Origin of the sequence: Streptomyces sp. PsTaAH-137, from assembly GCF_003259365.1 — a bacterium.
Taxonomy (GTDB): Bacteria; Actinomycetota; Actinomycetes; order Streptomycetales; family Streptomycetaceae; genus Streptomyces.
This window is the reverse complement of sequence record NZ_QLLY01000109.1, coordinates 1-1,102: the sequence shown is the minus strand read 5'-3', so window position 1 is coordinate 1,102 and position 1,102 is coordinate 1. Positions and strand designations below refer to the sequence as shown.

The following is a 1,102-nucleotide window of genomic DNA, read 5'->3' as shown; positions in this document are numbered from 1 at the left end:
GCCATGAGCTTGTCGCAGCCTGGCGCGCCAATGATCGTCCTCGTCGAGCGTTCGGTCGTGCTTGTCGGCCCCGCTCGCGACGAACTTCCTGGTCCAGGAGGGACGTCTGCCTCGCTGCGGGACTGAAGGGACTGAAGTTCGAGTAGTGCAACCCGGAGACTAGCGCACACACTTCTCCCACGGCAGAGGTCTTTGCCTGTACGAAATCTCCGGTCCCGTCAGTCCCGTGACGGGGGAGCCGCGCCGCTGCCGTGCTGCTGCGCCGCGGAAGCCGGGAAAAGACCCGGCCTGCGCTGCCCCGGTCGTCCTCGGTCCCGTAGCGGGATTGAGTCCCTTCGGTCCCGTCCTGCATAAGCCCAGCTCAGACGGGTGCTGTTGGCTTTCACGGGACTGACGGGACCCAACCTTCCCCTTATGACCTACGTACGTACAGGGGACTAAGTCCAGTATGCGCGTGCGCATACGCGCGCACGCACGCAGAAGGAACAAGGGAGTTCGGTCCCGTCAGTCCCGTCGGGCCCGTCACAGGATCCGGCGATACGGCCCGGACCTGGGATTTCCTGTGAACGGGACGGAACGCCGGGAACGGGACCGAAGCGAGCGCCGCCCCACCGCCCGGACCGGTTCTCCAGCGCGCCTCAAGTCACCGACGAGCGCGCCCCGAGAGGCATGGTGTCCCTCGCCGCGTCCCGGACCGGAACACCGCGGTCACTGGTGCGGAACGGCGATGCCCGCGGCCCGCAGATTCGCCTCCACCAGAGCGTTCAGCCGGGCGATCGACGGTGACCGGTCCTCGCGGTGGTGGTTGACCATCCCGTACCGGGACGCGGCGTCGGACTGGTCGCGGAACTCCGCCGGTACGGCCAGCAGGCCCCGGTTGGAGAGGAGTTTGCCGGCCAGCGCGGACGCCAGCTTCTCGAGCCGCGGATCGTCCGGGTCCCAGGACCGCGCCTCCCAGCCGCGCTTGGTCAGCTCCACCGACTCGGGATCGTCCAGCGAGTGCTCGAGCTGGCTCAGGAACCTGTCGAAGATCTCCGGGATCAGAGCCCGCGCCAGCACCAGGGCCTCCCGCTGGGTGGCCACGTAGTCGGCGCCGAAACCG

The 1,102-nt window shown here is 68.3% G+C and carries 1 pseudogene; it reads right to left on the bottom strand.

Features of this window, described 5'->3' with window-relative positions:
- Nucleotides 1-708 precede the first annotated feature (708 nt).
- A pseudogene (locus tag K377_RS41245) lies at nt 709-1,102 on the bottom strand (MerR family transcriptional regulator); the annotation flags it as partial.